The organism is Faecalibacterium sp. OM04-11BH, assembly GCF_003482185.1.
In the GTDB taxonomy this organism is placed as follows: domain Bacteria; phylum Bacillota; class Clostridia; order Oscillospirales; family Ruminococcaceae; genus Faecalibacterium; species Faecalibacterium tardum.
Window position 1 is genome coordinate 66,659 of the sequence record NZ_QULS01000011.1, and the last position, 23,926, is coordinate 90,584.

The window sequence follows — 23,926 nt, forward strand, 5'->3', positions numbered from 1 at the left end:
GCGCTGACAGGAGTCGCTTTTTCTTTCTTCCTTAGGCTCTCCGCACCTGCGGCAGCTGGCTGCGCTCGAGAGCGGTAAAGGCACTGTCCAACGCCAGTGCCAGCAGCGCACCCAAGGCTACGTCAATGCAGCTGTGCTGCTTGAGCAGCACGGTGGAGCAGACGATGGAAACGCACAGCACAGCGGCTGCGGGACGCATCCAACGGCGGCGGGGCGCATCAAAGATGCGGCTGCGATAGTACGCCAGCAGCAGCGTCACCGAGTTGAACACATGGATGGACGGGCACACGTTGGTGGCGGTGTCGGTGCGGTACAAAAAGCGCACCACCCGGGCAAAGACGTCGCTGCCCGGCACCCAGTAGGGGCGCAGGTCCAGCGCCGTGGGCAGCACTGCGTAGCACGCCAGTGCAATGGTCATGCCGGAGAACAGCGGCAGGCACAGCCGCCAGAAGTCCTCCCGCGGGGCCTTCCACAGCAGATAGAACAGGGTGAAGGGGATCCATACGAACCATGCAAAATAGGGGATCACCGCATATTTGCAGAAGGGGATCAGATCGTCCAGACGGCAGTGCACCAGAATGCTGCGCAGGGGGACGTTTGCCTCCAGATAGTGAAAAACAGAAAGATAAAATATAGAATACAGCGCCATAAACCCGACCGGGTGGCGCGCAAGCCAGCTGCGTTTCATAGAATAGCCTCCTTTTGCAGAAGAGCAGAACTCGATAGCATTGAGAAATTATACGCCCGAACGATGAAGATTGCAAGAACGAAAGGTGAAAACTTTGTCAAGCGCTGAAAAAATAATTTGTGGAACCTGTAAAAAATACCATCGCTCTTCTGCTGATAATACGAATCAAAGCGGCGCTTTCCTGCAAAAAGAAAAAATCCACCCCGTTTTCGCCGGTCTTTACAGACCGGGAAAGGGGGGGATACCAAAAATTCAGATCACACTCTGCTCCAGCCAGCTGCCCCGGCGGAAACGCAGATAGAAGCACAGCGAGCGGAACACCCAGTCCAGATACATGCCCATCCAGATGCTCAGCAGCCCGCCGCCGAAGCACAGCACGGCCAGATAGCAGAAGCCCACCCGGAACGCCCACATGGACACGATGCTCACGGTCATGGTAAACCGGGCGTCACCGGCGGCGCGCAGGATGTTGGGCAGGGTAAAGCTGGACGGCCACACGAACAGGGAAACGATATTGAACCACACCATGATGTTCAGCGCCATGGCCTGTGCCTCCGGCGAGAGGTTGAACAGGGACACCGCGAACCGGTTGGCAAAGAAGAAGGCCGACAGGTTCATCACCCACGCGCCGCAGTAGGCGGTCAGCATCAGGCGGCGGGAGTAGTACACAGCCTGCTCCTTTTCGCCCGCACCCAGACACTGGCCTACCACAGTCAGGGCAGCCATGCCCACGGCGTTGGCGGGGATGTTTAGGAAGGTGGTGGTGGTATTGGCCACCGCGTTGGCGGCAATGGCCGCCGTGCCAAGGGTGGAGGTCAGGCTGGAGACCGACAGCTTGCCGATCTGGAACATGCCGTTCTCGATGCCGGCGGGGATGCCCACCCGCAGGATGCGCCGGATCAGCCCGCCGTTCGGCGCCATCGCCCGCAGGCTGTCCACCCGCAGGGCGCAGTCCGGCTTTTGCAGCAGATACAGCACTACTGCGCAGGCAATGGCGCGGGACACAAGGCTTGCCAGCGCCGCACCCATGACCCCCATGCCGAAGCCGTAGATCAGCACCGCGTTGCCGCCGATGTTCACCACGTTCATCACCAGACTGGACAGCATACTGATCTTGCTGTTGCCCTGCGCCCGGAACAGCGCTGCACCGGCGTTGTACAGGCCGATGAAGGGGTAGCTCAGCGCCGAAAGCAGAAAGTAGGTCTCGGCGTAGTGCATCACGTCCGCATCAATGGAGCCGAAGATGCCCCGCAGGATGGCGTGCCGCCCGCCGATGACCACCGCCGCCACCAGCACACTGAAACTGGACAGCACGAATAAAATCTGCGCAGCCGCCGCCTTGGCGTTTTTCGGCTCCTGATGGCCGATGTACTGGCTGGTGACCACCGCGCCGCCGGTGGCCAGTGCGCTCATGATCTGGATCATCAGGGTGTTGAAGCTGTCCACAAGGCTCACGCCGGATACGGCGGCTTCGCCCACCGAGGACACCATCAGGGTATCGGCCAGACCAATGGTCACGCTGAGCGCCTGCTCCGCGATCAGCGGCAGCAGCAGCGCCACCAGCGCCTGCCGTGGAAACAGGGGAGTGGATGTGAATTTGGACGATTTCATGCTGTCCTCCGTTGCAAATGACAAAAAAGCTCGAATGCTTCTATCATACAGCGGAAGCTGTCGAAATGCAAGAGGTTGTATACAAGAAAGTGTCAAAAAGCAACAGCCCGCCGTGTTTCGTGCCCTTTACCCATGGGCGCAGTTGTGTTAAAATAAGGTTGCAGCCCGCCCCGCTGTGCAGGAGAGGGGCGCTGCCTTGGTAAATGATATGATATATGATAAGAAGTTGAGGACCCATAAGGGGGTACAGTATGCAGCAAACTGCGCATAAGGTCGTGGTCATCGGGCATCGCAACCCGGACACCGACTCTATCTGCTCTGCCATTGCCTATGCAGAGCTGAAAAATAAGACCAGTGATCTGGTCTGCGAAGCCCGGCGTGCGGGCAAGATGAATCAGGAAACGGAATTTGTGCTGAAAAAGTTCGGGGTCACGCCGCCCCGGATGTGCACCGACGTCAACCCTAAGATCCGGGACGTGGATTACCGGCAGGTGCCCGGAATCTCCGGCTCCACCAGTCTGCGCAAGGCGTGGGAGATCATGCGCGACCAGAAGATCGACACCCTTCCTGTGACCAGCGAGGACAACGAACTGCAGGGCGTCATCACGGTGAAGGATATCGCCACCGCCAACATGGACCTGTTCGACACCAGCATCCTTGCCAAGAGCCGCACCAGCTACCGCAATATTCTGGAAACGCTGGGCGCTACTATGGTGGTGGGCAGTGAGGACGCAGAGTGCACCACCGGCCACATCCGCATCGGCACAGCCACCCCGGAAATGCTGGAAAGCAGCATGGAAAAGGGTGATATCGTCATCCTGACCAACCGCTACGAAAGCCAGCTCTGCGCCATCGAGAAGGAAGCTTCCCTCATCATCATCTGCAACGGCGCAAAGGTAGGCCGCACCATCCAGCACATTGCCGCCGAGACCGGCGTAGCCATTATGAGCGCCCCCTGCGATACCTACGCGGCGGCAAAGCTCATCAGCCAGTGTGCGCCCATCTCCTATTACATGACCCGGGACGATATCATGAAATTCACCCTCGTCACCCCGGTGGCAGACGTCACCCGCGTGATGGCAAAGGTGCGCCACCGGTATTTCCCCATTCTGGATGCAGACGGTAAGTACTGCGGTATGATCAGCCGCCGCAACATCATCAACCTGCGCAAGCGCCGCATCATTCTGGTGGATCACAACGAAGCCACACAGGCGGTGGAGGGCTTCGACCAGGCCGAGATTCTGGAGATCATCGACCACCACCGCATCGGCAGTCTGGAGACCAGCGGCCCGGTGTACTTCCGCAACCAGCCGGTGGGCTGCACCGCCACCATCGTCACCCAGATGTACGATGAAAACGGCGTGACCATCCCGCAAAAGACCGCCGGTCTGCTGCTGGCTGCCATCCTTTCGGATACGCTGGTGTTCCGCAGCCCCACCTGCACCCCCATCGACGTAAACGCCGCCACCCGTCTGGCAAAGATCGCGGGGGTAGACATCAACGAGTTTGCCAACGAAATGTTTGAAGCCGGCGAAAAGCTGGACGGCAAGACCGCCGAGGAAGTGTTCTTGCAGGACTTCAAGGTGTTCATGTGCGGTGATATCCGCTTTGGCGTGGCGCAGGGCAGCTACATGACCCGCAAGAACCTGACCGCCGCCGAAGCGCTGCTGAAGCCCTATCTGGAAGAGGCACGCAACAAGCAGAACGTGGAGGACATCTACATGCTGCTGACCGATGTGCCCAAGGAAGAGAGCGTGGTTATATGCGATGGACGCTACGCCGCCGGGGTGCTGACGGATGGCTTCGAGATCCAGCCCGGTGCTGATGGCAGCTGGACGCTGCCGGGCGTGGTGAGCCGCAAAAAGCAGTTCATCCCCGCCCTGATGACCGCTTATCAGGAGCTGTAAAGGGACACTGCCGTGTTTGATTTTCTTTCCAAAAAAGATCGCACCCCGCCCGCACTGCCACAAGGCACGGAGCGGCGGCGCTACATCATCACCGGACAGGTGCAGGGGGTAGGCTTCCGCTACCGGGCGCGGTACGCCGCGCAGACCCTTGACCTGACCGGCTGGGTGCAGAACGAGGACGATGGCAGCGTGACGCTGGAAGTGCAGGGCGACCCGGATAAATTCATCTCCCTGTTCGCCATGATCCAGAAAAGCGACTATATCCAGATCACCGGCATCCGCAGCAAGAATATCCCGCCCGACCCGTGGGAGCGCGGCTTCTCGGTAAAGGGGTATTAAGGAACTGAATAGAAACAGAGCGCCTGACACCGCAGTGTCAGGCGCTCTGTTTCTATCATATTATACTTTTACCCCAGCACCTTGAGGGGGGAGTTTTCCACCCACAGGGTATTATCCAGCAGGCGGGTGACGGCAAGCCGTCCATTTGCCGTTACCCGGGCGGGGTCGAGGGCGTAGAAATCGCTCTCGGTCAGGTTTTCCGGGTCGGCGGTGGGGGAGATGCCCGCCACGCATACCCAGTGCCCGTAGGTGCTGCTGGTGGCAATGTGGGGGTAGTTCACCTCGCTCCAGCCGGAGGAAGTCAGGTGATACTCATAAGTAGAGGTGCGGTTCGTGTGCCTTTTGACCCCGCTCACCGTGGTGTTTTTCAGGTGCACGATCACCGGACGCCCGGCGGAAAGCTCGCTGTACAGCTTTTTCAGGCACTCGGCGCGGGTGCCGGAGTACCCGGTGTAGCCCGCTGCGGACCACACCGCCCCGTTCGACCACATCCCGCTGCCGGAGCACACCTTGCCGTCCAGAATGGTGCGGGCGTAGCGCAGCGCGTACAGGCTGCACTTGCCGGAGGTCTGGTTGCCGATGGAAAGGATGTGGCTGGTGTCGAAGCTGAGCAGCCGGATGCCGTTTTTCTCTTTCAGCGCAGCGGCGTGGGCACGGGGCAAAAAGGCGCACAGCAGCAAGACCAGCGCCAGAACTGCCGCCGCCAGCCGCTGTGCCGCGCGGGCGGGACAGTGTTGCATGGGTACTTCCTCCAAGTTCATTTCAATCTGGACATGATTTTACCACTAAAACGTGGTGAAAATGTGTAAAAAGGCAAAATAAAGGGGAAAAGAACTCCCCCAGTCATCTCGCTGCGCTCGATGCCAGCCCCCTCGGAGATGGGGCCTTTGGCATGGCGGCAAAGTTTCCGGCTAAAGTGCAAAGCTTCCGGGCGCGCCAGAGGCTCCCTCCCAGAGGGAGCTGGCGCGGCGCAAGCCGCGACTGAGGGAGTTAACGCCATCAACACAACATATATCCAAATTTAAGTAACCCCGCACCCGGCAAAACCGCGCCGCCGGGGCAGGGAAACGGAGATTCCGTAGACTGTCGACAGAATTGATTCCAGAATATACCAAAACTGCAACAAATCCCGCTTGTTTTCATCCTTTTTAACGAAACTGTTTCGGGAAGTTTAGCGATATTCCCGATTGACAAAACCGTCACCTGTCGGATATAATCAGGGCAGAAAGGCAACGATGGTTGCGAAAGCCTTTCGGGAAAAAAGAAACATATCCACAAACAAGCTGATTGGAGGGATACCCTTATGAAGAACCTGAAAAAATTCGTAGCCCTGCTGCTGGCAGGTGTGATGGCTATGGTGATGCTCACCGCCTGTTCCGGCGGCAGCAATGCTGAAACAAAAGCAAAAGAGAACAAGATGATCGACTCTCTCAAGACGCAGGGTGTAATGACCGCAAGCGAGAATGATAACACGCTCCGCAAAAAGACGATGGATATCCTGAATCAGGATATCGCTGACGCAAAGTTCAGCATTTTGGGCGCAACATTCATGGCAAATGTCCATGTGGATGGTCAGGAAGATCAATACCTGACTGTCACTGCAACAACGAAATACGAGTATGGTAAAATCATGCTCAGCCTGCTGGACTTTATCGCCAAGGAAGTGGGACAAAAGGTTCCCGGTGCTGACGTGAATGTGAAGGCTAATGGTGCTTGGTCTCATGTTTGTGTGGTTGTCCAGGCTGACGGCAATAAGACCTATCTGGCGATTGCATTCCAGATCGAGAACCCCGCCCACAAGGGCAAATAAGTAAAGAATAATTACACATTTCTTTCCCCGGAGAGCACCCCGCCCTCCGGGGCTTTTTTGTATCCAACAGGCTGGCGTATCTGCTCAAAAACAACTGGAAAATCTAGGCAGTCTGTACATTGACCGGGGGAGGGAGATGCTGTAAAATAAACATAAGCTATCCGGGCTTTTGGGGCATGGATCGCTTATGTAAATTTTTTTATTTGGAGGAATCTAACATGAAAAAGATGAAACGTCTTGTGGCCGTTCTTCTGGCCGGTATCATGGCACTGGCAATGCTCACTGCTTGCGGCGGTACGCCCAGCACCCCCGGCAGCTCGGAGTTTGAGAAGAAGGTTGAGCAGGCCTATATGGCAAAACTGAATGAGACTTTTGGTGTGAATTTCGATAACGATGACGCCATCAAGAAGCTGGCTGTCGATTACCTCCAGGAGGTAAGCGGTACAGAGACTCTGAATAAGGATACACTTTGGAAAGCAGAAAAGCTGAGTGCAAATACCGTGAATGAGGTTATGGTCTGCTTCGACACGGCGCAGTCCACCAACGAAAAGTATGTGAAGTTCTACTATGAAGCGGACAAGGCAGAGACTATTACGCCGGATAAAATGAACCTTGACGTTCTGAAAGCCACTTGGGATGTTGTTAAGGCCGCAGCAGCTTCTCAAAATAAGGAAGTCGAGCTTACCGCGCTGGGCGTCGGCGCAAAGACCATCGGTGACAAGACCTATGTTGCCATCGGCTTTGGAATTAAAGCTGCACAGTAATTGAATCATCCCGCCCCGGAGAGCACCCCGCTCCCCGGGGCTTTTTGCGCTCCGTTCAAAAAATAGCTGAAAAATATAGGTGGTCTGTACATTGACGCGGCAAGGCGGGCGTTGTAAAATAAACATAAGCGCTCCGGTTCTTTAGATTTCGGAAAGGTTCTGTAAGATATTTTGTTTGGAGGATGTATTATGAAAAAAATCAAACGTCTTGTGACGCTGCTTCTGGCGGGCGTTCTGGCACTTGCAATGCTGACGGGCTGCGATGGTCAGACGAATGTGGATCTTTCCGATCAGCTGGCACAGAAGGCTACTGAAGCCTACGCCAAGGCTCTTGGAGTAAAGGCAGAGGAAGTTCAGCTGACCGAGGAAGCCGCTGCCTTCAACAAGGCAACGCTGGATAGGATCGGCGAGGACGGCGTGCTGCCGATCGGCAAGGACGAGGGTGAAATTGATACGCCGATGCTGCGTTTCCGCAATAAAGAGGAAAAAATAAAAAATAACTACTACCATTCTATTGTCACGCTCGTTCCCTTCGGCGGAGAGCGCACCCCGACAGGGAACGGCTACCGTTATTCGGTGACGACCCTGAAAGCGGAGCAGGTCAATGCTATCCTTTCCGGCAGCCTTGAGGGGCTGAACGCAGATTACATTAGCCAGGCGAAAAAATTCAAGATCAAGGGTGTCGGCGTCTCTGCCAAAAAGCTGAAGGACGGCACCTACTGCTATGTGCTCACTCTTGATGCGACCAATGAACCCAATACCTGAATTGTAAGAATGTTCCCCGGAGAACGGCTGCACCCCGGCCGCCCTCCGGGGCTTTTTTGCGCCTTTTTGTGACAAACCCCGCCCACTGTGGTACAATAAAAGGGTATCGAACCAAGACAGAAAGGACGTTTCCATGCAGCTGTTTGAACTGGTCAGCCCACGGCTGTTCCGCCCGCTGGCGGGGCCCAACCGGGCGTTTTATGCAGAGCTTTTGCTGCTGCTCTGGGAAGAGTGCCGCCATACGGCAGATTACAGCATTTCCCGCGCCGAGGCCGTCTCCCGCGCCGAGGATTATTTTGCCGCGCTGGCAAAGCCGCTGGCGCTGGACGCCGACGGCGCGGGCGATGAGGACGAGCAGCCCACCCGCGACCCCCACACGCTGGCGGTGGGCTTTCTGCTGCGTCTGCGCCGCACCGGCTGGCTGGAGGAGCAGCCCGGCAGTTATGAGAGCGAGCCCACCTTTGCCTTTATGCCGGAGGTCACCCCGCTGCTGGATGCGCTGGAAGAAATACTGAACCCCCGGGTGGTCACCTACACCGGCAAACTGTATAAGGCGTGGCAGCTGCTGGGCAGCATCGGGCAGGAAAAAAGCCCCTACGAGAACGTGCTGCGGGAGGTGGCGGCAGACCTTGAAACTTTGAACAAGTCCCTGCGCGCCCTCAACGCTTCCATCGGGCATTATATCGACCGCCTGACCCATAACCGCACCCCGCAGGAGGTGCTGGAACTGTTCGATCAGTACGAGGAAAAGGTGGTGGCGGCGGCGTACCATCGCTTTAAAACCAGCGATAACCTGTTCAATTACCGCGCCTATCTGGAAGAAGAACTGGACGACTGCGAGCAGAACCAGCTGCCCCGGCTGGCGCTGGATTACGCCCGGGTGGAGCGCTGCGCCCCCGGCGAGGCTGCACCCCGGGTGCGTGCCCTCATCCAGCAGCAGCGGGACGCGCTGGAAGAGATGAGCACCCTGATGAAGGAGATCGACGCCAGCCACATCCGCTACCGCAAGCGTGCGGTGCAGCGGGCACAGTTTTTGCTGCTGAGCGACCGCTCGGCGCAGGGCAGCGTCACCGCCCTGCTGCGCCGCTATGCGGAGGAGATCCGCAGCCCGGAGCAGCTGTTTGAGTCAGACGATGGCCCGGTGGCAGCGCGGCTGCACCTGTACCCGGCGGCAGTGTTCGGCGCAAAGCCGCTGTATCCCCCCGCCGCGCCCCGCACCGAAGCACCTCTTGCCCCGGTGCGCACCGAACCCCTTGACCCCGACCGGCTGCGGCAGGAGCAGCAGCTTCTGCTGGACTACGCCCGTCTTGCCGTCACCGAGGAAAACGTGGCGCTGCTGGCGCGGCAGGCACTGGCAGCCCGCGGGCAGGTGAACGCCTCCACCCTTGTGGAGGAATACCCGAACGATTTTACAGGCATCATCGGCCTGCACACCTATTCCCAGTCGCCGCACCGGGAGTATGATATCACCATGACCGGAAACTGGGTGGAGCGCGGCGGCTTCCGGTTTCAGGATTTTGTCCTGACCCGCCGCAAGGAGGTAAACACGGATGGCAACCATTGATCTGCTGGAAGAGACCGCAAACTATCTGCTCAACCACTGCTTTGTGCTGGGCTGCGTAGAGGAACAGCGGGCAAAATATCTGTATATTCAGGATCACCTCAACGAGGTGCGCGCGGTGTTCAAACCCTTGGGCTACGCGGTGCTTTTGTACCCCGCACCCATGCAGGCGGCGGCGCTGGTCAACGAGCACGAGGGCAGTCAGGCACGGTTGCTCAAGTACGAAAGCATTTTGCTGCTGGTGCTGCGGCTTTTGTACCTGCAAAAGCGGGAAAGCCTTGCCGCCAGCGCAGACGAGGTGCTGGTCACGGTGGAAGAGGTGCAGGCAGAGCTGCAAAAGATGAACCTGCCCCGCAAGCTGGACCAGCAAACGCTGGAAAAGCTCATGCGCACCCTGCGCCGGTACAATCTGGCGCGTCCGGTGGGACGGCTGTCCGGGCTGGACAGCCGCATCGAGGTGTTCCCCACGGTGCTGCTGGCGCTGCCGGACGCCGACCTTGCGGATGCCGCCGCCGAGAGCGCCCGCACCCGCACCGAGCTTGGCCTGTACGAGCGCCCGGAGGGCGCAGAGATGGAAGCAGGGGAGGGTGAAGCATGATCGAACTCAAGCGCTTAAAGCTCATCAACTGGCACAACTTTGAAAATACCACCTTCGACTGCGCCCGCCTGACCTATATGATCGGCGTGAACGCCGTGGGCAAGACCACCATTCTGGATGCCATCCGCTACTGCCTGACCACCAACCGCAACTTCAATGCGCTGGGCAATAAAAAGAGCGGACGCACCCTGCAAGGCTCTGTCCACGCCAAGCAGCGCGGCGAAAACGCCTACCGCCGCCCGGGGCATACCGTGGCGTATATCGGGGCAGAGTTCTGGGACAGCGTAAAGCACACCAGCTTTGTCATTGCGGTGCGGGTGGAGTCCGAAGGCCCAATGCAGGAGCTGCACCCCGGCGACCAGACGTGGTACATCTCGGAGGACGGCATCACGCTGGAGCAGCTGCCCTTTATCGACCCGCGCACCGGTGCGCCCAGCGCCAAGGAGGACTTCAAGCCCGCCGAAGGGCGGCTTTCCTACACCCGCAGCCCCAGCGAAGCGCGGGACCGCATCTGCCGCGCACTGGGCATCGGGCGCGCAGCCAGCCCGCTGGGTAAAAAGTTCAACGAGGTGTTCCAGATGGGCACCAGCATGGACGAGATCCCGAATTTCCGGGAGTTTCTGTACCAGTATATCCTGCCCCAGCCGGAACTGGACCTGGAAGCCTTGCAGGGTGACCGCTTGGAGCTGGAAAACCTCCACGCTGTTCTGGCGGAAGCCCAGACCCGCGCCGATGCGCTGGACGAGATCGTCCGCTATGGCCGCGAAGCCACCGAAAAACAGACCGAAGCTCTTGTGAACCGGGGCGCCGCCCTGCTGGCGCGAGCTGCTGCCGATGCCGGGGAAAAGGCTGTCTGGCAGGAGCGGGTGGACGCCGGACGCCGCCAGCAGGAAACGCTGCGCACCCGCTACGCCGAAGCCAAGACCGCCGAAGCGGAAGCCCGCCGCGCCTACCTGACCGCCCACAGCGCCGCCGGTGCCAGCGGCGAGGGCCGCGCACTGGACGCCCTCAGCGAGGAGCTGGCACACCGGCAGACCGCACTGGATGCCGCCGCCCGCCGCGCCGATACCGCCGAAAAAGCCGCCGAAAAGACCGGCAACCTGTTGGCTGTGCTGCGCCGCAGCGGCTTTGCCGCCGGACAGAAGATGGCAGACCTGACCCCGGAAACCCTGCCCGCCCTGACCGACTGGCTGACCGCACAGGAAAAGCCGCTGGAAGAAGCCTATTTTGCCGCCCGGCAGCACACCGCCGCCCTGCAGCGGCAGCAGACCGAGAAACGCGCCGAGCTGGATGCCGTATCCGGCGGCAAGTGGGTGTACCCCCACGGGGACGCCGCCACCCGGGTGCGAGACGCCGTGAATGCCGAGCTGAAAAGCCGGGGCATGGAGCCGGACGCCCGCATCTTCTGCGAGCTGCTGAACGTGGAGGACGAGAGCTGGCAGGACTGCGTGGAAGCCTGTCTGGGCGACCGCCGGTTCGATATCCTTGTGCCGCCCGCCCACTACGCCGCCGCAAAGAGCGCTTTTGTGGCGCTGAAAGAGAAAGTCGGCCCCATCAGTCTGCTGGACACCCCGGGTCTGCGCAAGGCCAACCGCCGCGCCGACACTGCTCCTGCCGACAGTCTGGCGGCACAGGTCACCAGCGAAAACCCGCTTGCCGCGCAGTACGCCGACACTATCCTGCGCCGCATCGTCTGCTGCGACACCCCCGACACGCTGGAAAACTATCCCGACAGCGCCACCCGGGACCTTTTGCGCCACCACCCCTTCCGGTTGGAGCGTCTGCGCACCCCGCAGCGCTATATCGGTCTGGAAGCCCGCCGCGCCCGCGCCGGGGCACTGGCAGGGGAGATGAACGCCCTTGCCGAAGAGGTACGCGCCGCCGCACAGGCAGAGCAGAACCTGAAAGCCGCCTACAGCCAGTACCAGACCCTTTTGCGCGGCACAACGCTGGAAGAACTTGCCGCTCTGTGGGACGCCCGCGCCGCCCTGACCGCCGCCCGGGAGGCCGTGGACGCACAGGCCGCAAAGCTGGCCGAGTGCCGCGAGAATCCGCTTTTGCAGCAGCTGTATAAAGAGGAAGAGGTGCGCGAAGCCGCATGGGAAGCCGCTCGCACCGTCGTGGAGCAGACCGGCGGCGATTTGCGCGTATGCGAAAAACAGATCTCCTCCTGTGAGGCGGAGCAGCAAAAGGCGGTGGACACCGCCGAAAAGAGCGCACAGGCTGCCGAAAGCTTTTTTGCTGCCCATCCGCTGGTGGAGCCGCTCTCCCGCAGCCGTCAGCAGGCGCTGACCGGGCCGGATAAGTCCCCCCGCGCCGCCGCGCAGGCCGCCGAAAAGGCACAGGCCAAGCTGGACGATGCCCTGACTGTCTACCTGAACAGCACCCTTGAACCGGCGCAGCGGGAATACAACCGGCGCTATGTCTGCGATTACCCCTTGGGTCTTGCCGGGCTGGAGCAGTACCGCGCCCAGCACGAGAGCCTTGTGCGCATCGATTTGGAGCGCTACGCCGCCCGCCTGGAGCAGGCGCAGCGGGACTGCAAGGACCGCTTCCGCAAGGATATCCTGTTCCGCATGAAGGACGATATCTTCAACGCCCGGCGGCAGTTCCGGGAGCTGAACAAGGTCATGGAGCAGCTGACCTACGGCGAGGAAGTCTACCGCTTTGAGCTGGAGCCCAGCCGCGACCCGCAGCTGGCGGCGTTCTATCAGGTCATCGTGGACAAGGGCAACCAGCAGATGACCGAGGGCGACTCTCTGGATAACCTTGCCGCCACTGCCGACCCCGCCTACGAGCGTCAGGTGGACGAACTGATGGAAAAGATCATGGCGGATGTGGACGAGAACACCCGCGCCCGGCAGGAGGGACGCACCGCCGCCGGTGCCACCCTTTCGGACTATGTGGACTACCGCACCTATCTGGATTACGATATCAAGGTGACCAATCAGGTCACCGGGCAGCAGGCGTATCTGTCCCGCGTCAGCCGCGATTCCTCCGGCGGCGAGAATCAGGCACCCTTCTATGTGGCCATCTGCGCCAGCCTGCTGCAAATTTACCAGAAGAGCGAAAACAGCATCCGTCTGGTGCTGCTGGACGAAGCCTTCAGCAAGATGACCAGCGACCGCATCCGCCCCATGATGGAACTGTTCCGCCGCCTGCAATTGCAGGTGCTGCTCATCTCCACCGTGGAAAAGAGCACCGCCATCCAGCCCTACTGCGATATCACCTACTCCATCGTCCGCCACGGCGACGCCAACGCCATCGCGCCCTTTGTCCGCCTTGCAGCGGAGCATGAAGAAACTTGAACAGCACACACTTTATGCTATAATAAAAATGAGCAACGGAGGACGGAACAGGCAGCCGTCGCCCATTGTTAGGAGATGTGGGAATCGTCACCCCACCCTTGCTCAAAAAAGAGAACGCCCGCCGCATTCGCAGCGGGTGTTCTCTTTTTTCGCGTTTTACACTTTGCGGCAGAATGATGCAAAGCAGGGCTTGACATAAAAAATAAACTTTGCTATACTGTTTTTCGCTCATCGGAGGGCTGTTTCAACGTAATTGAAAGGCCGGATAAGATGTCATTGTTCGTGCTTCCCGGAGGCTGTGGGCGCCGTAGTGCCGCAGCAGAAGAGGGAACGCACCGGAGCGGTGGTTCTTATCCGGCCTTTTTGTATGTGCAGAGTTCAAAAAAGGAGGAGTTATGCCAAAGAAAGCCATCCAATTGTCCGACCACTTTACCTATTCCCGCCTGCTGCGGTTCGTGCTGCCCTGCATCGGCACTATGCTGTTCACCTCCATCTACGGCATCGTGGACGGCCTGTGCGTTTCCAACTTTGTGGGCAAAACGGCCTTTGCGGCGGTCAACCTCATCATGCCGCTGCCGCAGCTGCTGGGCACTGTCGGCTTTATGCTGGGCACCGGCGGCAGCGCCATCGTAGGCATCACGCTGGGCGAGGGCGACCCCAAAAAAGCCGACCGCTATTTTTCCATGTTTCTGTGGGCAGCGCTCATCTCGGTCAGTGTGCTGGCCGTGCTGGGCATCCTGCTCCTGCGCCCGGTCGCCGAGTTGCTGGGCGCAAAGGGCGAGCTGCTGGACTACGCCGTGCGCTACGGGCGCATCCTGATGCTGGCGCTGCCGCCCTTTGCGCTGCAGAATATGTTCCAAAGCTTTTTCGTCACCGCCGAAAAGCCGCTTCTGGGCTTCTGGTTCACCGTAGGTGCAGGCTGCACCAACATGGTGCTGGATGTGGTAATGGTGGGTATGCTGCACTGGGGCGTGGAGGGCGCTGCCCTTGCCACCCTCATCAGCCAATTGGTGGGCGGCGTGCTGCCGGTGTTCTACTTTATCGACCACGGCAATACCAGTCGCCTGCACCTGTGCAGAACACAGTTTTACGGCCGCGTGCTGTGGGATGCCTGTATCAACGGCTCTTCTGAGCTGATGACAAACCTTTCCATGTCGCTGGTCAATATCCTGTATAACTTCCAGCTGCTGCGGCTTGCCGGAGAAAACGGCGTGGCGGCTTACGGCGTCATCATGTACGCTGCCTTCCTGTTTGTGGCGGTGTTCGTGGGCTATGCTGTGGGCAGCGCACCCATCGTCAGCTTCCATTACGGCGCGCGCAACCACGCCGAGGTGCATAACCTCTACCAGAAGAGCCTGCGCCTCATCGCCGTGGTGGCTGTGACCATGACCGCCGTATCCATGGTGCTCATTCCCTATGTGGCACGCATCTTTGTGGGCTACGACGCCCAGCTGCTGGCGCTGACCAGCCGCGCCTTCCGACTGTATGCGCTGAGCTTCCTCATCATGGGCTTCAACGTGTATGCTTCCTCCTTCTTCACCGCGCTGGGGGACGGCGTGACCAGCGCCCTCATCTCTTTTCTGCGCACGCTGCTGTTCCAGCTTGCCGCGCTGCTCCTGCTGCCCGCCCTGTGGGGCATTGATGGCGTGTGGCTGGCTGTCACCGCCGCCGAGCTTGCCGCGCTGGCGGTGAGCGTGTATATGTTCGTGACAAAAGACCAGAAATTCCATTACCGTCATGTTTGACGCGTAATAACAGGAAAGCCGCCGGGGCCCCGGCGGCTTTCCTGTTATTCAAAGGTATACTCCACCAGCTGGCAGTTTTTGATGCCCGCAGCGGCGTACTCCTCGTTGGTCATATCGTAAAAATAGGAGTGCACCACCCGGGCAATGCCGTTGTGCGCCACCAGCAGATAGGTCTTGCCGGTGTCCGCCTTCAATTCGTCCAGCAGGTTGTAGATGCGCTGTGCCAGCTGCATCATGCTTTCGCCGCCCACATAGCGGTCGGCAAAGTGGGTCTTGGAGATGCGGAACTCCGCACCGTCCCGGGGCGTGCCCTCGTATTTGCCGAAGCACTGCTCCCGCAGGCGGGGCTCGCAGCGGGCGGGCAGACCGGTTGCGGCGGCAATGGCTTTTGCGGTGTCGGCGGCGCGGGAAAGGGGAGAGTACAAGATCTCGTCAATGTGCAGGCCGCTGTCCCGGACAAGCGCGCCCAGCTGCCGCGCCTGCTCCTGCCCGCGGGGGGTCAGCGGGCTGTCGGTCATGCCGCAGATCTTATTTTCCACGTTCCATACCGTCTCGCCGTGGCGGGTGAAATAGATATTGTGCATAAAAATACTCCTTACAGCTTGTGCAGGGTGCCGTCCGGCAGCAGACAAACGGTGTCTCCCTCGTCGATGCCAAGACATGTCAGCTCCCTGTCCGGGTAGGGCAGAATGCGGGCAGCCCCGGCGGCATCGGTCAGGGTCACATCACACAGCACCGGCTGCCCGGCGGGCAGCTCCTCGCAGCCGTACAGCTGCTCGTCAATGCGCAGCACGCGGTATTCCGGCATGGTACAGCCCCTCCTTTGTGTTTTTCCTTATTATATAGCACCCGGGGGCTTTGGTGCAAGGGGGGACGATTTGAAATGGCCACCGCGTGCGCTTTGGCCATGTTCAGCGGAAAAATTATTTTTAATTCGCAATTCTGGAAAATCTGCGGATTTTCCAGAATTGCCTTTTCACGGGAGGGGCTACAAAGGCGAACGGCATTTGCAGCGGATGTTTCCTACGGAAACATCCGCGCTGCGGGGTTACCCCTTCCGGGCAAGCAACTTTGTGTTTTAGCCGAAAACTTTGCCGCTATGCCAAGGGCTCTCCCTTTGGGAGAGCAGTCAAATCCGTAGGATTTGACTGAGAGGGCGAGGACGCTGCCGGGGGGAGTTTACTCCCGCTTGACAGCAGCGCGGAGAAATTGCTACAATACGGTTACGACTGCAAACCATGCGGAGGGGTTCATGAATATTACGGAACTGCGATATCTGGTAGCCATCATGAAATGGGGGTCGGTGTCGGCGGCGGCAAAGCAGCTGTACGCGGCGCAGCCCAATGTCAGCAAGGCGCTGAAGAATCTGGAAGAGGAATACGGGGTGCGCATTTTCGAGCGCTCCTCCACGGGCATGATCCCCACCGAGCAGGGCAAGCGGTTCATCGCGCAGGCGCAGCGGGTGCTGCAGCAGGTGGACGAGCTGAAGCAGGAGGCGCACCAGCAGCGCAGCTGCGCCGAGCTGCGGGTAGTGCTGACCCATGCCACCTACGCCTCCTACGCGGCGGTGGATTTTTTGCAGCAGGCAGCCCGCAGCGAGCAGCTGCGGGCACATATCCGGGAGAGCGGCGCCATTGAAGCCCTGGACTTTGTGCTGCGGCAGGGCTACCACATGGCGCTGCTGCGCTACGCCGCCGAGGACGAGGACTACTACCTGCGCTACTGCCAGCGCCACGGTCTGCGGCAGGAGCCTATCATGGAGTTTTCCTACCTGCTGCTCACCAGTCAGGACAGCCCGCTGGCGCGGCGGCAGGTGCAGAACCTTGACGAGCTGAACGATTACATCGAGGTGCTGCACGGCGACACCCATCTGCCCGGGGACGAGAGTACCGCTTCCCGCTGGGAGGTGAATCCCAACCGCCGCATCCATGTGTACGAGCGGTGCAGCCAGTTCTCCATTTTGCAGAATCTGCCCACGGCCTATATGTGGTCGTCCCCCATGCCGCAGCGCGCGCTGGAGCAGTACCATCTGGCGCTGCACAGCTGCCCGGCGCAGAAGCAGCAGATGCGGGACGTGCTGGTGTACCCGGAGCGGGAGCCTTTGCAGCCGGAGGAGCAACTGTTTGTGCAGCTGCTGCACAAGCAGGCGGATGCCACCATCAAGGACAGCGGGTGGAAGAAGATCTGAAATGCGCGCCGCGTGCGCTTTGCGCATATTCAGCGGAAAAATTATTTATAATAGAGCAAAGTCGGGCAGCCTGCGGGCTGCCCGACTTTGCATTTTCACGGGAGGGGTCGTAAAGGCAAACGGCAGCTGCCGCGCTTGTTTCCTGCGGAAACAGTCGCGCGGCAGGGAGCGCCCTCGCCCTCTCCGTCTGCTCACTGCGTTCGCATCCACACTCCCCCTTTTGTCGCTGCGCGACATCTTCCCCCGGAGCGGGGGAAGTCTTTCCTCAAAGGGAGAGGCAAGAGCACTAGCGGAAGCTTTCTCGTTGCACCTAAAACTTTAGCAACGAGGCTAACGGCTTGGCTCTCCCTTTGGGAGAGCTGTCACCGAAGGTGACTGAGAGGGCGCACGCCGTTGCCCTTGGTACTTAAAGTATCAAGAGCAAAGAGAAAGCTTGCGGCAACGCTGAAAGCCGTCCCCTTGGGGAAGGTGGCTGCGACCAACGGGAGCAGACGGAAGGGGTGCCCCGCCTGAGAGGGCGGATTTCCCTTCTTTTCGTCCCAAATTCCACGTTTTGGAGAGAAAATCGCAAACGATTGAGCAAAGTGCACAAAAAGGCGGCGCAAAGTTTGGCGGGGACGGGCTTGACCGTTCCCGGGAGGAAATATTTGAGAAATAACGGAATAAATTAAAACGCACTATCGCCACAAAATAAAAGTTTGCGTAAACAAATAAAATAAGCAGCTATATACTTTTTGATATGGGAACCATACCTAAAAAATATTAACACAATTATGAAAAAGGTGTTAACATGAAGCCAGAGATCGGTCATAGCCGCAGTATGGCATAAGCTGTCGGCGGCTGAAATCAAAAAGGAGGTTTCTGGTATGATTAGTTTCTTACTGTGTCTGGCGCTTCTGATCGTAGGCTACTTTGTCTATGGTAAGATCGTGGACAACACGTTCGGACCGGACGACCGCGAAACTCCTGCTGTGCGCATCAACGATGGCGTTGACTACGTTGTGATGCCCCAGTGGAAGCTGTTCCTCGTCCAGCTGCTGAACATTGCAGGTCTGGGCCCCATCTTTGGTGCACTGCAGGGTGCTCTGTGGGGTCCCGTGGTGTTCCTGTGGATCACCTTCGGCACCATCTTTGCCGGCGGCGTACATGACTACTTCTCCGGCATGATGAGCGAGCGCAACGACGGCGCTTCCATCGCTGAGGTCACCGGCCGCTATCTGGGCCCTGTGATGCAGAACATCATGCGTGTGTTCTCTGTGGTGCTGCTGATCATGGTCGGTACCGTGTTCGCAGTCGGCCCCGCAGGTCTGATCGTTACCCTGTGCAAGAACGGCGGTATGTCCGGTCTGATGACCACCACTCTGTTCTGGCTGATCATCATTCTGGTGTACTACTTCATCGCAACCTTTATCTCCATTGATGCCATCATCGGTAAGATCTACCCCCTGTTCGGCATCTGCCTGATCATCATGGCTGTGGGCGTTATCTTTGGTATCTTCACCAACCCCGCCTACACCATCCCCGAGATCTGGGCAAACTTCAGCAATATGCATCCCTCTAACACCCCCATCTGGAGCTTCATGTTCATCACCGTTGCCTGTGGTGCTATCTCCGGTTTCCACTCCACCCAGTCGCCTTTGATGGCTCGCTGCATGAAGAGTGAGAAGCAGGGTCACTTCGTATTCTACGGTGCAATGGTCAGCGAGGGCATCATCGCTCTGATCTGGGCTGCTGCCGGCTGCGCACTGTACACCATTACCGACGGCAAGATGGCCGGTCTGGCTGAGGCTCTGGCTGCCGGTCAGTCTGCCGCTATCTACGACGTCTGCCTCAAGACCATGGGTAAGGTTGGCGTGGCACTGGCTATGATCGGTGTCGTTATCTGCCCCATCACCTCTGGTGATACCGCATTCCGTTCCGCTCGTCTGACCCTGGCCGACTGGCTCAAGATCGATCAGGACAGCTACGCAAACCGCCTGAAGCTCTGCATCCCCGTGCTGGGCGTTGGTGCCTTCCTTGGCATCGGCAACGCACTGGGCTTCATCAACTACACCGTCATCTGGCGTTACTTCAGCTGGACCAACCAGACGCTGGCTATGATCGTCCTGTGGGCTGCTTCCATGTACCTGTTCAAGGAGAAGAAGAACTTCTGGATCACCGCCGTGCCTGCTACCTTCATGAGCGCTGTGTCCTGCACCTACTTCGTGCTGGCTCCCGAGTGCCTGGGCAAGATGATCAACACCTATGCGGACGGCAAGCTGGTGGCTTACAACACCGTCGTTGCTTACCCCATCGGCATCGTCTTTGCCATCGCAATGCTGGCTCTGTTCCTCCATGCTACCAAGAAGAGCTCTACTTCCAAGGCATAAGGAACTGACGGCTCTATATTTCCGTAAGTAACCTGCGCCCGCCGCTGCCTGACCGTACAGCGGCGGGCGCTGTTTTTTAAAAATCAAGGCTTGCAATTGCCCCCGCCCCGTGGGAAAATAGGGGCGTAGAATTTAAAGCAAAGAAGGGAACTACCCATGATTTTCAAACCCGCACAGCTGGGCATGGCAAAGCTTGACCCGCAGGAGCTGGAGGCAGACAAAAAAGCCTGCCGCAAGATCGGCCCCTGCGGCGTAGGCAAAAAGGCGCTGTACCTGAACAGCTTTTACATCGACCGCCGCTATTATCTGCCCTACGGCAGCATCACCCGGGTGTTCAAGCGGGTGGCTATGAGCTCCGGCGGCTTTTCCGGCAAGGGCGTGTTTGCCTCCATGGCCTATCTGGTGGTGGAGTACGACGGCGGCAAGCAGAAGCAGTGCAACTTCAAGGACGAGCGGGACGTGGACGCTTTGCTGGAAGTGCTTGCCAAGGAGCAGCCGCAGCTGCACCTGCTGAGCGCCGCCGGAGAGCAGGCACTGCAGAAAAAGGCCGCCGAAAAGGCCGCCCGCAAGCTGCCGGAGCTTTCCGAGGATGCGCAACACAGCCTTACCGTGCTGCGCCGGGCAAAGGAGTATCTGGACGCAAAGCCGGAGCTTTCCGCCGAGCTGAGCGCTGCCCAGCGCCGCAAGCGTGCACAGCTGCAAAGCAAGCCGGTGTACCGCTATGTGGCGCTGGCGATCTTTGTGCTGGGCGTTGCGGCGGCGGCCTACGGCCTGTACTCCGTGTTCAGCCATACCGGCAGCTACGGCGTGTACTTTGCGCTGTTCGGCTTTGCCGCCATCTTCCTGTTTTCCAGCTACAATATGCTGCCCACCGCCCACAATAACAACAACGCCATCATGAAGCGTGCAGAAAAGGCCGAGGCAGCCATGGCAGAGTATGTGAAGCACTACCCCCACGGCGCTTTCCCGGTGAAAAGCTGGTACGCCCACCCCATCGTGCTCAAGCAGATGATGGACGCCGTGGAGGAGGGCCGTGCCGTCACCGTGCCGGAGGCACTGGAAGCAGTCAAGGCGCGCCTGAAATCCTTGAACGCGGACGTGCAGGTGGAGCAGGAGGAATACGACGAGGTGGTGGTCATCAAGGCCCTGTTCCTCAACCACGATTATCAGTAAAATAGTTGAAAAAGTCCCCCGGGAAGCTCCGCAGATTTTCCCGGGGGATAATTTTTATATCATATTTCCTTTTACGCCGCCGCGGGCTTGCGGAAGATGGCCATGGCACGCTTGTAGCAGCTGGCAAAATAGGCGATCTCTGCCAGCGCGGTCAGCGTCCAGCTGCACGGGTACAGCAGGTACAGCGCCGGGATGGTGTGGAAGTGGGCAAAGATGGTGTACACCCAGATCACCCGGAACACGCAGGAGCCCAGCACCACGATGACGGTGGGCACCACCGTCTTGCCAAGCCCGCGGGAGGCGGCGATGGTGCAGTCCATAAAGGCGGAGACGCAGTAGGCAAAGGCCATCACGGCTACACGCTTCATGCCGGCGTCGATGACCGCCGCCTCGGTGGTGAACAGCGCAAGGAAGGCCGGCCCGCAGAAGAACAGCGCCGCGCCCAGCACAAGCCCCACGCCGAAGGAGTAGCCCAGACTGATGAAGTAGCTTTTCTTCACCCGGTCAGGCCGTCCCGCGCCGTAGTTCTGGCTCATAAAGCTGGCGCAGGCCATGTAGAAGGCCGCCATGCAATCATAAATCAGGCCGTCCGCGTTGGCGGCGGCGCTGTTGCCCTTGACCATCAAAGAGTCAAAGGAGTTGACACCCGCCTGAATGAACAGGTTGGCAATGGCAAAAATGGCATTCTGCAATCCGGCGGGCACGCCCAGCGCAAGGATGCTCTTGGCCTGCACCGGGTCCAGCTGCAATTTGTGCAGGTCCAGCGCGTAGCAGTCCTGCACCCGGGTCAGCGCCCGCAGGATCAGAAAAGCGGAAACGCACTGGCTGATGGCACTGGCCAGCGCCACGCCCACCACGCTCAGATCGCACACGATGACAAAGAACAGGTTCAGCAGAATGTTCAGCGCACCGGCAATAGAAAGGTAGAGCAGCGGCTTTTTGGTGTCGCCGATGGAGCTGAATACCGCGTTGCCGAAGTTGTATAGCGCCAGCGCCGGCATACCCAGAAAATACACCCGCAGATACAAAATCGCGCCGGGCAGCAGATCCTCTTTGGTGTTCAGCAGCCGCAGCATGGCGGGGGAGCCCAGCAGACCGATGAGCAGCAACGCCACACCGGCAACGGCGCTGATGATGGCCGCCGAGTGGACGGTCTTTTCCACGTCCTTGGGATGGCGCGCGCCGTAAAAACGCGCCACCAGCACATTGATGCCGTTGCTCAGGCCGATGAGAAAGCCGGTGAACAGGGTCACCAGCGTGCTGGTGGAGCCCACAGCACCCAGCGCCGTGGAACCGGCAAAGCGCCCCACCACCGCCACGTCCGACATGTTGAACAGCACCTGCAGCAGGTTGGAAAGCGCCAGCGGCAGACTGACCAGAAAGATCTGCTTGGCCAGAGGGCCTTCCGTCAGCGTATTCGTTTGAGAAGCCATACTCTTTTTTCCCTTTATCCTATACATCCTAACCGTACCCGCGCACACCGGGGCACAGCCTCTATTATAAGGCACTATGCCGCTTTTGCAAGATGGATTCGATAAAATAAATAAAAAGGACTGCTGCACAAAACCTGTGCAGCAGTCCTTGGTGCGACCGGGAGGATTCGAACCTCTGGCCTTCCGGGTCGGAGCCGAACGCTCTATCCAGCTGAGCTACGATCGCAAATGCCGTACCCCTTTGGTGGGTACAACACAGTATAACACATTGGGATGCAAAATGCAAACGAAAATCGTCAACCCTTTCGGTTTCGCAGCCAGATGCGGTGCAGGCCGTCGGTGATCAGGGTCTCGCGGTAGTGGATGGGGGTGCGGCAGGCCTCCCGGATGGAGCGGGGCAGGTCGCCGGTGGCGTAAAAAGCGGTCTGTGCGCCCAATTCGGCGCAGAAGCGGTCGGCCAGACCGTCCAGCAGGCTGGCCGTGCCCAGCACAAAGCCATTTTGCAAACAGGCCGAGGTGCTTTTGCCCAGCACTGAGTCCGAGGCACGGGCGGCAGGGTCGATCTGGGGCAGCTGCGCGGTCTTTTGCACCAGCGCATTCATGGAAAGCTGCGGCCCGGGCAGAATCACGCCGCCCACAAGCTCCTGCTTGGCGTTCACCGCCATCAGGGAGATGGCCGTGTCTGCCGAGATGACCACCAGCGGCCCGGGGCACTCTGCCAGCGCCGCCACCGCGCCGCACAGCAGCTCTGCGCCCAGCTGCGCGGGGTTGTCCAGCCGCAGCTTGATGCCGCTTTTCAGCCCCGGCCCCACGGTCAGGATGCGCGCCTTGCATAAAAGCTGTAAGGCCGCCAGCACCCGCCCGCTGAGCATGGGCACCACGCTGCCCAGAATGCCGCCCTCGATCTGCGCCGGGGATGCTCCGTACAGCTGTAACAGATTCACCAGTCGGATGGCGTATTCCTCCACCGTGGCAGCGGGGTCGGAGTGCAGCCGCCCGCAGAAGATAAGGGTATCTTGTTCGTAGCCGCCCACGGTGATGTGGGTGTTGCCGATATTGACGGTGAGGATCATGGGTCAGGGCTCCTTTCGCAGCGCTCTATAATGTATATAATATATAATAGCGCACCCGCCGCCGATACGCAAGGCTTTTGCTTTCAGCTGGAAGCTTACCGCTACCGCTGAAGCCTTCACCCACCGGGGGAAGGTGGCGCGCAGCGCCGGATGAAGGGCAGCACCCGTTAGCCTTGCACGCCCTCTCAGTCATCTGCGGTGACAGCTCTCCCAAAGGGAGAGCCAAGAGCACTGCCGAAAACCTCCTCGTTATACCTAATACTTTAGTAATGAACTTAACGGCTTGGCTCCCCCTTTGGGGGAGCTGGCGCGGGAGCGCCTGAGAGGGTGTTTACCCCTCCGCAAAGAATTTGGAAAAAACTTGTCAAAAAGTGTTGACAATCGTCCGGGGGTGTGGTATTATACTTGAGCGCCAAGCGCTGAGACAAAAGAATGACTTCTGAAGTCCCAGCAGGAAGCCCTTGAAAAGAACCAATGAACGTTCAAATGTTCCGGTTAGCACCGAGAAACTGCTGAACGATTTAAGTTCACAAAACTTCAAAAGCTTCTCAAAAAAGTGCTTGACAACTTATCGCGAAAGTGATAAAATAAGTA

At 59.0% G+C, this 23,926-nt stretch carries 19 protein-coding genes and 1 tRNA gene; 12 read left to right on the plus strand and 8 right to left on the minus strand.

The window, feature by feature from the left end; genetic code table 11:
- Positions 1 to 31: 31 nt before the first annotated feature.
- On the minus strand, positions 32 to 688 hold the full coding sequence (locus DXB44_RS10325; protein ID WP_118658667.1) for a phosphatase PAP2 family protein: 657 nt from the start codon (positions 686 to 688) through the stop codon (positions 32 to 34).
- Between the two features lie 252 nt (positions 689 to 940).
- Entirely contained in the window at positions 941 to 2,299 is a 1,359-nt protein-coding gene (locus DXB44_RS10330; RefSeq protein WP_118658668.1) for an MATE family efflux transporter, read from the minus strand.
- Between the two features lie 251 nt (positions 2,300 to 2,550).
- On the opposite strand from DXB44_RS10330, the gene DXB44_RS10335 reads away from it, so the two are divergent.
- On the plus strand, positions 2,551 to 4,206 hold the full coding sequence (locus DXB44_RS10335; RefSeq protein ID WP_118658669.1) for a putative manganese-dependent inorganic diphosphatase: 1,656 nt from the start codon (positions 2,551 to 2,553) through the stop codon (positions 4,204 to 4,206).
- A gap of 12 nt (positions 4,207 to 4,218) precedes the next feature.
- On the plus strand, positions 4,219 to 4,545 hold the full coding sequence (locus DXB44_RS10340; RefSeq protein WP_242852967.1) for an acylphosphatase: 327 nt from the start codon (positions 4,219 to 4,221) through the stop codon (positions 4,543 to 4,545).
- A gap of 68 nt (positions 4,546 to 4,613) precedes the next feature.
- On the opposite strand, the gene DXB44_RS10345 is transcribed toward DXB44_RS10340, so the two are convergent.
- Positions 4,614 to 5,285: a hypothetical protein gene (locus DXB44_RS10345; RefSeq protein ID WP_118658670.1), complete on the minus strand. Its 672-nt coding sequence runs from the start codon at positions 5,283 to 5,285 to the stop codon at positions 4,614 to 4,616.
- Between the two features lie 563 nt (positions 5,286 to 5,848).
- Here DXB44_RS10345 and DXB44_RS10350 point away from each other — a divergent pair.
- The 7 genes from DXB44_RS10350 to DXB44_RS10380 all read left to right on the plus strand — a co-directional run bounded on the left by DXB44_RS10350 (position 5,849) and on the right by DXB44_RS10380 (position 15,096).
- Positions 5,849 to 6,355, plus strand: a complete 507-nt coding sequence (locus DXB44_RS10350) for a hypothetical protein (protein ID WP_118658671.1) — start codon at positions 5,849 to 5,851, stop codon at positions 6,353 to 6,355.
- A 218-nt stretch (positions 6,356 to 6,573) separates the two neighbouring features.
- On the plus strand, positions 6,574 to 7,119 hold the full coding sequence (locus tag DXB44_RS10355) for a hypothetical protein (protein ID WP_118658672.1): 546 nt from the start codon (positions 6,574 to 6,576) through the stop codon (positions 7,117 to 7,119).
- A 189-nt stretch (positions 7,120 to 7,308) separates the two neighbouring features.
- Positions 7,309 to 7,884 (plus strand): hypothetical protein, encoded by a 576-nt coding sequence (locus DXB44_RS10360; protein WP_118658673.1) that lies wholly within the window; start codon positions 7,309 to 7,311, stop codon positions 7,882 to 7,884.
- 133 nt (positions 7,885 to 8,017) lie between these two features.
- Complete coding sequence (locus DXB44_RS10365) at positions 8,018 to 9,448, plus strand: Wadjet anti-phage system protein JetA family protein (protein ID WP_118658674.1); 1,431 nt, start codon at positions 8,018 to 8,020, stop codon at positions 9,446 to 9,448.
- On the plus strand, positions 9,435 to 10,043 hold the full coding sequence (locus DXB44_RS10370; RefSeq protein ID WP_118658675.1) for a DUF4194 domain-containing protein: 609 nt from the start codon (positions 9,435 to 9,437) through the stop codon (positions 10,041 to 10,043). The genes DXB44_RS10365 and DXB44_RS10370 overlap by 14 nt, the downstream gene beginning before the upstream one ends.
- Positions 10,040 to 13,351 (plus strand): SbcC/MukB-like Walker B domain-containing protein, encoded by a 3,312-nt coding sequence (locus DXB44_RS10375; RefSeq protein WP_118658676.1) that lies wholly within the window; start codon positions 10,040 to 10,042, stop codon positions 13,349 to 13,351. Before DXB44_RS10370 ends, DXB44_RS10375 begins: the two co-directional genes overlap by 4 nt.
- Positions 13,352 to 13,746: 395 nt before the next feature.
- On the plus strand, positions 13,747 to 15,096 hold the full coding sequence (locus DXB44_RS10380) for an MATE family efflux transporter (protein WP_118658677.1): 1,350 nt from the start codon (positions 13,747 to 13,749) through the stop codon (positions 15,094 to 15,096).
- Between the two features lie 44 nt (positions 15,097 to 15,140).
- Here the strand turns inward: DXB44_RS10380 and DXB44_RS10385 are convergent, their stop codons facing one another.
- Both DXB44_RS10385 and DXB44_RS10390 read right to left on the minus strand, forming a co-directional pair.
- Complete coding sequence (locus tag DXB44_RS10385; RefSeq protein WP_118658678.1) at positions 15,141 to 15,680, minus strand: histidine phosphatase family protein; 540 nt, start codon at positions 15,678 to 15,680, stop codon at positions 15,141 to 15,143.
- A gap of 11 nt (positions 15,681 to 15,691) precedes the next feature.
- Positions 15,692 to 15,904, minus strand: coding sequence for a hypothetical protein (locus DXB44_RS10390; RefSeq protein WP_015537056.1), 213 nt, complete (start codon positions 15,902 to 15,904; stop codon positions 15,692 to 15,694).
- A 444-nt stretch (positions 15,905 to 16,348) separates the two neighbouring features.
- On the opposite strand from DXB44_RS10390, the gene DXB44_RS10395 reads away from it, so the two are divergent.
- The 3 genes from DXB44_RS10395 (at position 16,349) to DXB44_RS10410 (ending at position 20,826) form a co-directional block, all read left to right on the plus strand.
- Positions 16,349 to 17,284 (plus strand): LysR family transcriptional regulator, encoded by a 936-nt coding sequence (locus DXB44_RS10395; protein ID WP_055186420.1) that lies wholly within the window; start codon positions 16,349 to 16,351, stop codon positions 17,282 to 17,284.
- 866 nt (positions 17,285 to 18,150) lie between these two features.
- Positions 18,151 to 19,653: a carbon starvation CstA family protein gene (locus tag DXB44_RS10405; RefSeq protein WP_118658680.1), complete on the plus strand. Its 1,503-nt coding sequence runs from the start codon at positions 18,151 to 18,153 to the stop codon at positions 19,651 to 19,653.
- A gap of 156 nt (positions 19,654 to 19,809) precedes the next feature.
- A complete protein-coding gene (locus DXB44_RS10410; protein WP_118658681.1) occupies positions 19,810 to 20,826 on the plus strand; it encodes an ATPase P in 1,017 nt (338 codons plus the stop codon).
- A gap of 71 nt (positions 20,827 to 20,897) precedes the next feature.
- Here DXB44_RS10410 and DXB44_RS10415 read toward each other — a convergent pair whose 3' ends face one another.
- From DXB44_RS10415 to DXB44_RS10425, 3 genes are all read right to left on the minus strand, one after another.
- A complete protein-coding gene (locus tag DXB44_RS10415) occupies positions 20,898 to 22,259 on the minus strand; it encodes an MATE family efflux transporter (protein ID WP_118658682.1) in 1,362 nt (453 codons plus the stop codon).
- Positions 22,260 to 22,408: 149 nt separating this feature from the next.
- Positions 22,409 to 22,485, minus strand: a tRNA-Arg gene (locus tag DXB44_RS10420).
- Positions 22,486 to 22,555: 70 nt separating this feature from the next.
- Complete coding sequence (locus tag DXB44_RS10425; RefSeq protein ID WP_112091499.1) at positions 22,556 to 23,332, minus strand: type III pantothenate kinase; 777 nt, start codon at positions 23,330 to 23,332, stop codon at positions 22,556 to 22,558.
- Positions 23,333 to 23,926 lie beyond the last annotated feature (594 nt).

What these genes read in the sequence shown, in the direction of transcription:
- DXB44_RS10325 (WP_118658667.1), bottom strand. Translation starts at nt 688, where the DNA reads ATGAAACGCAGCTGGCTTGCGCGCCACCCGGTCGGGTTTATGGCGCTG.
- DXB44_RS10330 (WP_118658668.1), bottom strand. Translation starts at nt 2,299, where the DNA reads ATGAAATCGTCCAAATTCACATCCACTCCCCTGTTTCCACGGCAGGCG.
- DXB44_RS10335 (WP_118658669.1), top strand. Translation starts at nt 2,551, where the DNA reads ATGCAGCAAACTGCGCATAAGGTCGTGGTCATCGGGCATCGCAACCCG.
- DXB44_RS10345 (WP_118658670.1), bottom strand. Translation starts at nt 5,285, where the DNA reads ATGCAACACTGTCCCGCCCGCGCGGCACAGCGGCTGGCGGCGGCAGTT.
- DXB44_RS10350 (WP_118658671.1), top strand. Translation starts at nt 5,849, where the DNA reads ATGAAGAACCTGAAAAAATTCGTAGCCCTGCTGCTGGCAGGTGTGATG.
- DXB44_RS10355 (WP_118658672.1), top strand. Translation starts at nt 6,574, where the DNA reads ATGAAAAAGATGAAACGTCTTGTGGCCGTTCTTCTGGCCGGTATCATG.
- DXB44_RS10360 (WP_118658673.1), top strand. Translation starts at nt 7,309, where the DNA reads ATGAAAAAAATCAAACGTCTTGTGACGCTGCTTCTGGCGGGCGTTCTG.
- DXB44_RS10365 (WP_118658674.1), top strand. Translation starts at nt 8,018, where the DNA reads ATGCAGCTGTTTGAACTGGTCAGCCCACGGCTGTTCCGCCCGCTGGCG.
- DXB44_RS10370 (WP_118658675.1), top strand. Translation starts at nt 9,435, where the DNA reads ATGGCAACCATTGATCTGCTGGAAGAGACCGCAAACTATCTGCTCAAC.
- DXB44_RS10375 (WP_118658676.1), top strand. Translation starts at nt 10,040, where the DNA reads ATGATCGAACTCAAGCGCTTAAAGCTCATCAACTGGCACAACTTTGAA.
- DXB44_RS10380 (WP_118658677.1), top strand. Translation starts at nt 13,747, where the DNA reads ATGCCAAAGAAAGCCATCCAATTGTCCGACCACTTTACCTATTCCCGC.
- DXB44_RS10385 (WP_118658678.1), bottom strand. Translation starts at nt 15,680, where the DNA reads ATGCACAATATCTATTTCACCCGCCACGGCGAGACGGTATGGAACGTG.
- DXB44_RS10390 (WP_015537056.1), bottom strand. Translation starts at nt 15,904, where the DNA reads ATGCCGGAATACCGCGTGCTGCGCATTGACGAGCAGCTGTACGGCTGC.
- DXB44_RS10395 (WP_055186420.1), top strand. Translation starts at nt 16,349, where the DNA reads ATGAATATTACGGAACTGCGATATCTGGTAGCCATCATGAAATGGGGG.
- DXB44_RS10405 (WP_118658680.1), top strand. Translation starts at nt 18,151, where the DNA reads ATGATTAGTTTCTTACTGTGTCTGGCGCTTCTGATCGTAGGCTACTTT.
- DXB44_RS10410 (WP_118658681.1), top strand. Translation starts at nt 19,810, where the DNA reads ATGATTTTCAAACCCGCACAGCTGGGCATGGCAAAGCTTGACCCGCAG.
- DXB44_RS10415 (WP_118658682.1), bottom strand. Translation starts at nt 22,259, where the DNA reads ATGGCTTCTCAAACGAATACGCTGACGGAAGGCCCTCTGGCCAAGCAG.
- DXB44_RS10425 (WP_112091499.1), bottom strand. Translation starts at nt 23,332, where the DNA reads ATGATCCTCACCGTCAATATCGGCAACACCCACATCACCGTGGGCGGC.